General features: G+C 65.6%; 8 protein-coding genes. 7 read left to right on the forward strand and 1 reads right to left on the reverse strand.

The window, feature by feature from the left end:
• The first annotated feature begins 39 nt into the window (after nucleotides 1-39).
• The 7 genes from AC04L7_RS08150 (at nucleotide 40) to AC04L7_RS08180 (ending at nucleotide 7,051) form a co-directional block, all read left to right on the forward strand.
• On the forward strand, nucleotides 40-1,359 hold the full coding sequence (locus AC04L7_RS08150; protein ID WP_435997995.1) for an acetylglutamate kinase: 1,320 nt from the start codon (nucleotides 40-42) through the stop codon (nucleotides 1,357-1,359).
• 1 nt (nucleotide 1,360) lies between these two features.
• Entirely contained in the window at nucleotides 1,361-1,981 is a 621-nt protein-coding gene (locus AC04L7_RS08155) for a GNAT family N-acetyltransferase (RefSeq protein WP_475512800.1), read from the forward strand.
• Nucleotides 1,978-2,940 (forward strand): N-acetyl-gamma-glutamyl-phosphate reductase, encoded by a 963-nt coding sequence (gene argC / locus AC04L7_RS08160; RefSeq protein WP_435997999.1) that lies wholly within the window; start codon nucleotides 1,978-1,980, stop codon nucleotides 2,938-2,940. Before AC04L7_RS08155 ends, argC begins: the two co-directional genes overlap by 4 nt.
• Nucleotides 2,937-4,229, forward strand: a complete 1,293-nt coding sequence (gene argH / locus AC04L7_RS08165; protein ID WP_435998001.1) for an argininosuccinate lyase — start codon at nucleotides 2,937-2,939, stop codon at nucleotides 4,227-4,229. The genes argC and argH overlap by 4 nt, the downstream gene beginning before the upstream one ends.
• A 14-nt stretch (nucleotides 4,230-4,243) precedes the next feature.
• Nucleotides 4,244-4,483, forward strand: coding sequence for a YciI family protein (locus tag AC04L7_RS08170; RefSeq protein WP_436000999.1), 240 nt, complete (start codon nucleotides 4,244-4,246; stop codon nucleotides 4,481-4,483).
• Nucleotides 4,484-4,492: 9 nt separating this feature from the next.
• Nucleotides 4,493-5,641, forward strand: coding sequence for a glutamate 5-kinase (proB, locus tag AC04L7_RS08175; protein WP_299342076.1), 1,149 nt, complete (start codon nucleotides 4,493-4,495; stop codon nucleotides 5,639-5,641).
• A gap of 120 nt (nucleotides 5,642-5,761) precedes the next feature.
• Complete coding sequence (locus AC04L7_RS08180; protein WP_343229806.1) at nucleotides 5,762-7,051, forward strand: glutamate-5-semialdehyde dehydrogenase; 1,290 nt, start codon at nucleotides 5,762-5,764, stop codon at nucleotides 7,049-7,051.
• Nucleotides 7,052-7,241: 190 nt separating this feature from the next.
• Here AC04L7_RS08180 and AC04L7_RS08185 read toward each other — a convergent pair whose 3' ends face one another.
• Nucleotides 7,242-7,796 carry a hypothetical protein gene (locus tag AC04L7_RS08185; RefSeq protein ID WP_299342081.1) on the reverse strand — a complete coding sequence of 185 codons (555 nt, stop codon included), beginning with the start codon at nucleotides 7,794-7,796 and terminating at the stop codon, nucleotides 7,242-7,244.
• Between the last annotated feature and the right edge of the window lie 120 nt (nucleotides 7,797-7,916).

Consider the following 7,916-nt stretch of genomic DNA (forward strand, 5'->3'; position numbering starts at 1 on the left):
GTGGTTGGCCAGGGCCCACCCTACGAAAAGCAAGAAGACATGGAATCGAACAAGCAAACCCGTCAAACCATCATCCGCCTGCTGTCCAGCATGGCCAGCGCGAAGGAGATCTCGCAATACGTCAAGCGCTTCTCGCAGCTGGACGCCAAGCGCTTCGCCGTCGTGAAGGTGGGTGGCGCCGTGCTGCGCGAYGACCTCGAGTCGCTGACATCCTCGCTGACCTTCCTGCAGGAAGTCGGCCTGACGCCCATCGTCGTGCACGGCGCGGGGCCGCAGCTGGATGAGGAAATGACGGCGGCCGGCATCACCAAACAGACCGTCAACGGCCTGCGCGTGACCACGCCCGAAGTGCTGGCGATCGTGCGCAAGGTGTTCCTGCAGCAGAACCTCGCGCTGGTCGAAGCCCTGCAGCAGGTCGGTGCACGCGCGACGTCCATCGTCTCGGGTGTGTTCGAAGCCGAGTACAAGGACCAAGCCACGTACGGCCTGGTCGGCGACGTCACCCGCATCAACCAGGCGCCGATCGAGGCGAGCCTGAAGGCCGGCTCCATCCCGGTCATCGCCAGCATGGGCGAAACCGTCGGCGGCCAGATCCTCAACATCAATGCCGACTTCGCCGCCAACGAGCTGGTACAGGTGCTGCAGCCGTACAAGATCATCTTCTTGACCGGTACTGGTGGCTTGCTGGATGCAGAAGGCCGCGTCATCGATTCGATCAACCTGTCGACCGAGTACGACGAGCTGATGGCGCAGCCCTGGATCAACGGCGGCATGCGGGTGAAGATCGAACAGATCAAGGATCTGCTGGACCGGCTGCCGCTGACCTCGTCGGTCTCCATCACCAAGCCGGCGGAGCTGGCCAAGGAACTCTTCACCCATCGCGGCTCCGGCACGCTGGTGCGCAAGGGCGAGCGCGTGCTGCGTTTCGAGGGGGGCTGGGAAGGCGTGGACCTGCCGCGGTTGAAGACGCTGATCGAATCCAGCTTCGGCCGCACGCTGCTGCCGGACTACTTTGAGCGCACCGCGCCGTACCGCGTCTACATCAGCGAAAACTACCGTACCGCGCTGATCCTCACCCGCGAGGAAGGCTTTGCTTATCTCGACAAGTTCGCCGTGCTCGACGATGCGCAGGGCGAAGGCCTGGGCCGTGCCGTGTGGCACGTGATGCGCGAGGAGAATCCTCAATTGTTCTGGCGCTCCCGCCACAACAACCAGGTCAACATCTTCTACTACGCCGAGTCCGACGGCTGCTACAAGCAGGAGAAGTGGAAGGTGTTCTGGTACGGCATCGATGGTTTCGCCGACATCGAGCGCTGCGTGGCGCATTGCCGCACGCGCCTGCCGACCTTGAAGGACTGAGATGGTCGCTTCGATCCCGACGGCATGGCAGAAGGTACCAGTCCTGGCGGGCCGCCATGCGCGCCTCGAGCCGATGTCGCGCGACCATGTGGACGGCCTGCGCGCGGCGCTGGCCGGCGACGAACTGGCGGCCTTGTGGTTCACGCAGGTGCCGAAAGCCGCGGATGCGGCGGGCTATGTGGATGCGGTGCTCGCGGCGCAGGCCGACGGCCGCGTGCTGCCTTTCGTGGTGCGGGATGYGGGCGGCCGCATCGTGGGCAGCACCCGGTTCTACGGACTGGAATCCGACGTGCCCAAGCTCAGCATCGGCTACACCTGGTATGCGCCCGACGTACAGCGCACGGGTGTCAACACCGAGACCAAGCTGCTGCTGCTCACGCATGCCTTCGAGAGACTTGGCTGCATCAGCGTGGTCTTCGAGACCAGCTGGTTCAACCATCGCTCGCGTGCGGCGATCGCCCGGCTCGGCGCAAAACAGGACGGCGTGCTGCGCAACCACAAGCGGCATGCCGACGGATCGCCGCGCGACACCGTCGTCTTCTCGATCATCGATGGCGAATGGCCGGCGGTGAAGCGCAACCTGCTGGCGAAGCTCGCCCGGCACGAACAGGATTCCCCATGAGCACCACCAAGACCGTCGGCATCGTCGGCGCCCGCGGCCATACGGGCGCCGAGTTGATCCGCCTGATCGCCCGCCATCCGCACCTTGAGCTGGCGTTCGTGTCCTCGCGCGAGCTGGATGGGCAGAAGGTCAGCGACCACATTCCCGAGTTCGCAGGCGAGCTGCGCTACGAGAACCTGAGCCACGAGCAGGTCGGTGGCAAAGGCGCGGATGCCGTGATCCTGGCGCTGCCCAACGGCAAGGCGGCCGAGCTGGTTGCCGCCATCGATGCACAGGCGCCGGACACCGTGGTGGTCGATCTCTCGGCGGATTTCCGCTTCGACGAGCATTGGTACTACGGCCTGCCCGAACTGACCCGGCAGCGGTACGCCGGCGAGAAGCGCATCAGCAATCCCGGTTGCTATGCCACCGCCATGCAGTTGGCGATCGCGCCGCTGCTCGGTCGCCTGGCGGGTCCGCCGCAATGTTTTGGTGTGTCCGGTTATTCCGGCGCCGGAACCTCGCCGTCGGACAAGAACAACACCGACCTGCTGCGCGACAACCTGATGCCGTACGCGCTGGCGGACCACATGCACGAGCGCGAGGTCAGCCGCCACCTGGGGCTGCCCGTCGAATTCATGCCGCACGTCGCGCCGCACTTCCGCGGCATCACGATGACGGTCAACCTGTGGCTGCAGCAGCCGGCGAAGATCGAAGACATCCGTGCGCTCTACCGCGATCGCTATGCGGCCGAACCGTTGATCCGGGTGCTGGACGAGGCGCCGTGGGTCAGCCGCATCGCCGGCCGGCATGGCGTCGAGATCGGCGGCTTCACCCTGGCGCCGGGCGGCAAGCGCCTGGTCGTGGTCGCGACACTCGACAATTTGCTGAAGGGCGCGGCGACGCAGGCGATGCAGAACCTCAACCTCGCGTTCGGATTCGACGAACACGACAGCATTCCGCAGGAGACGACGGCATGAGCGACCTGTTGTGGCAGAAGCCCGGTGTGGCAGTGGATGCGGAGATCCAGCGATTCCTGGCCGGCGACGACGTGGTGCTGGACCGCGAATTCTTCCTGCACGACATCCAGGCCAGCACGGCGCATGCCGAAGGCCTGCAGCGCATCGGCATCCTGTCCGGCGACGAACTGACGGGCCTCAAGCGCGAGCTGGCGCTGCTGGCGGATGATTTCCGTCGCGGCGACTTCGTCCTCGACGAACGCTACGAAGACGGCCACTCCGCCATCGAGGCCCGGCTGACCGAGCGGCTGGGCGATGCAGGCCGCAAGATCCATACCGGCCGCAGCCGCAACGACCAGATCCTGGTCGCCACGCGCCTGTGGCTGAAGGAGAAGCTGGCGCGCGTGGCCGTGCTGTCGCGCGAGATCGCCAAGGTGGCGCTGGACCGCGCGCAGGCCGAGCGCGGGCTGCCGCTTCCCGGGTACACCCACATCCAGAGGGCCGTGGTCTCGTCCGCCGGCATGTGGTGGGCGGGCTGGGCGGAAGCCTTCATCGACAACACCACGCGCGCACGCGACACGCTGAAGCTGGTCGATGCCAACCCGCTGGGCACCGCGGCGGGCTACGGCGTCAACCTGAAACTGGACCGCGAGCACACCACCGCCGCGCTCGGCTTCGCGCGCATGCAGGTCAGCCCCATCTACGCACAGCTCTCGCGCGGCAAGTTCGAGCTGGCCGCGCTCGAGGCGCTGGGCGGCGCGACCCTGGACCTGCGCCGCATCGCTTGGGACCTGTCGCTGTTCACCAGCGCGGAATTCGGCTTCGTCGCGCTGCCTGCGCAGTACACGACGGGCAGTTCGATCATGCCGAACAAGCGCAATCCCGACGTCATCGAACTGATGCGCGCCACCCACGCCAGCGTGGCGGCGGCGCGCACGGAGATCGAGCAGTTGCTGTCGTTGCCGTCGGGGTACCACCGCGATCTGCAAGCCAGCAAGGGCGCGATCTTCCATGGCTTCGGCCGCGGCCTGCCGGCGCTGGAACTGCTGCCTGCGCTGCTTGCCAACCTCGAATGGCGCGAGGACCGGCTGCGTGCCGGGATAGATTCCGGCATGTACGCCACCGATGTCGCCGTCGAGGCCGCAGTGGCCGGCGTCCCGTTCCGCGAGGCCTACAAGGCGGCCGCAGCATCGGCCGACAGCGCAGGTCAGGGACGCACGCCGGAAGGCAGCCTCGCCGCGCGCGTGTCGCCCGGTGCGGCCGCCGACCTGCGCCTGGATGAACTGCTCGCCCGCTGGGACGCGCTGTGATCCGCTACCTTGTCATGGCGATGCGTCGCCCGTCGTTCGACGACGCGGTGATCGCACCGCATCTCGCGTTTCTCGACGAACTGCGTGCGACCGGGCAGCTGGAAATGACCGGTGGCTTCAGCGACAGGAGCGGCGGCGCGTATGTGCTGGTGAATGTCGCCTCGCTGGATGAGGCCAAGGCGATCGCCGCGCGCGATCCCCTGGCGCTGACCTATACGTCAGACCTGACGGTTTACGAATGGAACACCCGCTGAGCTGATCCGATGACCCTCGCCACGCCGCCACCGTTCACCGAACAACCGTTGCCGGCCTGGCGTCGCGCCGTGCTCAAGGTGGGCAGCAGCCTGCTGGCGGCGGAAGGCGAGGGGCTCAGTCCGCGCCACGCGCTGAACCTGGCGCAATTCGTGTCGTCCAGCATTGCAGCCGGGCGCGAAGTCGTCATCGTCTCGTCCGGTGCGGTGGCCGCGGGCCGCGGCCTGCTGCATCGCAAGCCGCAGTCCGGCGTCGCGATGGCGGAACGCCAGGCGCTGGCCGCGCTGGGGCAGGCACAGCTGATCGCGCTGTGGCAGCGCTTCTTCGACCGTCCGGTCGCGCAGGTGCTGCTGACCCACGATGACCTGCGCAACCGCCGCCGCTACCTCAACGCGCGCGCCACGCTGCAGGCGCTGCTGGCCCTGGGCGCACTGCCGGTSATCAACGAGAACGACACCGTCTCCGTCGATGAACTAAAGCTCGGCGACAACGACAACCTCGCCGCGGTCGTGGCCGCGCTGGTCGATGCCGATGCCTTGTTCATCGCCACTGACATCGATGGCTTCTACACCGGCAACCCGCGCACGCACGCCGATGCGCAGCCGATCCTGGAGGTAGAAGCGCTGACGCCGGCCTTCTTCGCCATGGCCGGCGGGGCAGGCAGTGGTGTCGGCACCGGCGGTATGCACACCAAGCTCGAGGCGGCGGCCAAGGCGGCGGCCGCCGGCATCGAGACGTTCCTGTTCAACGGCACGCAGGCGGCCACGCTGTCTGCGCTGACGCGTGGCGCGTTGCTCGGTACACGCTTCCGTCCGGCACAGAACCGGCTGGCGGCCCGCAAGTACTGGTTGCGCAACGTGCCGGTGGAAGCGGGGGCCATCGTGGTCGACGCAGGCGCGGCGATCGCCATGGGCGAGAAAGGCGCGTCGCTGCTGCCTGGCGGCGTAGCGACCGCAGAGGGCGACTTCCGGCGCGGCGACATGGTCGAACTGGTGCTGCGCGATGGGGACGGCGACCGCCGCATTGCGCGAGGTGTCAGCCAGTATTCCGCGGTCGACATCCGCCGCATCGCGCGCCGCCATTCGCGGGAGATCGAAGGCATTCTTGGCTATACCTACGGCGAGAACGTCGTCCATCGCGACGACCTGGTGCTGTTGTGAGGCACGTCCATCGCGCATCCGATGTCTTTGTAGGAGCGCCCTCGGGCGCGATGCTCCAGCCCGGGATTCCAGATCGGAAATCATCGCGCCCGAGAGCGCTCCTACAAGGCCATGGGTTCCATGACCGATCCTGAGCAAGGAAATCGCATGACCGACATCAAGACGCTGGCCCTGCAATGTCGCGACGCAGCGACGGCCATCGCATCCCTGCCGACGGAAGGGAAGAACACCCTGTTGCGTGCGATGGCCGATGCCCTGCTGGCCGATGAAGCCGCGATCCTGGCTGCCAATGCACGCGATCTCGAGGCGGCGTCGGCGAAAGGCATCGGCAGCGCCATGCTGGATCGCCTGCGTCTGGATGCCGCACGCCTGCAGGGCATCGCCGCCGCCGTGCGCGAAGTGGCGGACCTGCCGGACCCCGTCGGGCAGGTGACCCGCGCCTACGACCGGCCCAATGGCATCCATGTGGAGCGCGTGCGCGTGCCGCTGGGCGTGATCGCGATGATCTACGAGGCACGCCCGAACGTCACCGCCGACGCCGCGGCACTGTGCCTGAAGGCTGGCAATGCGGTGATCCTGCGCGGCGGGTCGGAAGCGATCCATTCCAACACTGCGATCGCGGGGGCATTGAAGCGTGCGCTGCGCGAGGCCGGGTTGCCGGAGGCGGTGCTGACGCTGGTCGAGGACCTGCGTCGCGAGACCATCCTGGAGCTGATCCAGCTCAGCGACGCGATCGACCTGGTCATTCCACGCGGCGGCGAAGGGTTGATCCGCTTCGTCGCCGAGCATGCGCGCGTGCCGGTCATCAAGCACTACAAGGGCGTCTGCCACCAGTACGTGGACGCGGGCGCCGACGAAGACCTGGCGCTGGCGCTGCTGCTGGACGGCAAGGTATCGCGGCCATCGGCCTGCAATTCACTGGAGACGCTGCTGGTCCATCGCGATATCGCGCCGACGTTCCTGCCGCGTGCGGCGAAAGCGCTGCGTGCGCGGGGTGTCGAGATCCGCGCGGATGATACGGCGCGGGCACTGATGGCGGGCGCAGTGGCCGCGACCGAGGAGGACTTCGCTGCCGAGTTCCTCGATCTGGTGATCGCCGTCGGCGTGGTGGACGATCTGGACGCCGCCATCGCGCATATCCGACGCTACACGTCGGACCACACCGAGGTCATCGTCACCCGCGATGCGGAGCATGCGGAGACGTTCCTCAACGCATTGCGGTCAGCCGTGGTGATGGTCAACGCGTCGTCGCGCTTCTCGGATGGTGGCGAGCTCGGGCTGGGTGCGGAGATTGGTATCTCGACCACGCGCCTGCATTCGTATGGACCGATGGGGCTGGACGCGCTGACAGTGGAGCGGTTTGTGGTGCGTGGGGAAGGGCAGGTGCGGCATCCGGACTTGCTGCGCTGAGGCTTCTCAGGCGGGTCCAATACGTAGGATGGGTTGAGCGAAGCGATACCCATCGTCGGTGGCACGAATGACTCATGATGAGTATCGCTTCTGGCTCAACGCATCCTACGGCACTGGGCTGAAATCTCTGGCCAGTTCATTGTTGAGGTCGTCGAGTTTTCCCAACTCGCGTTTCGTAGGTAACGGCTTTCTATGCGCCGGGATAGCGCAGCACTTTGCTGGCGCTGAACGGCGATAGCAGGTCTCCAATGACTCGCCACTCGATCTGGTCTTCCGAGTTCCCGCCAAACAGCCAAAGACTCTTCAATCGAAAGCCATCCAGATTCAAGTCAGTGCATCTGATCTTCATATCGCGGTTCACATGCACTGCAACGGTGAGATCTGCAGAGTCTGGATAGCGACACTTAAGTCCGTCCAGTAGTTGCTGCAGCGACTGCTGGGGATTTAGGAATTCAGGTACCAGTTCCTTCATCTGTACAGGTACGTATCGAATCTCATCGCCCATCCGGTATCGCATTACGGAGTCGTAGTCGTCGGCCTCACAATATGCGACGTCAACTTGGGATCCAACAACATGGGACATGAAGTATGCGAATAGAGTGCATTGACGTCGCTCAAGATATGGCTTCAGTTCCTGCGTGCGGAGCGAGGCGACCTTGTATGGCTGGCTCAGTAACTCTTCGCTCTGACCATAGGCGCGCAATGCAACAAGTATCGGCTCTGGATTGAAGTAGTCGAGCCTCATCCACTCTTTCAGCCGAACGTTCACTTGCTCCCCCGAAGCGCCGGTGTAGTTCCTGTGCAAGCATGCTGAGAACGGCCGCAAAAAAAAACAAGAAAGGCCGCCCTCTCAGGCGGCCTAACT

Source organism: Pseudoxanthomonas sp. LjRoot204_2, assembly GCF_056175765.1.

Bases quoted from the DNA above. Each gene is read 5' to 3' on its own strand.
- argC (WP_435997999.1), top strand. From the start codon at position 1,978: ATGAGCACCACCAAGACCGTCGGCATCGTCGGCGCCCGCGGCCATACG.
- argH (WP_435998001.1), top strand. From the start codon at position 2,937: ATGAGCGACCTGTTGTGGCAGAAGCCCGGTGTGGCAGTGGATGCGGAG.
- AC04L7_RS08170 (WP_436000999.1), top strand. From the start codon at position 4,244: ATGGCGATGCGTCGCCCGTCGTTCGACGACGCGGTGATCGCACCGCAT.
- AC04L7_RS08180 (WP_343229806.1), top strand. From the start codon at position 5,762: ATGACCGATCCTGAGCAAGGAAATCGCATGACCGACATCAAGACGCTG.
- AC04L7_RS08185 (WP_299342081.1), bottom strand. From the start codon at position 7,796: ATGAGGCTCGACTACTTCAATCCAGAGCCGATACTTGTTGCATTGCGC.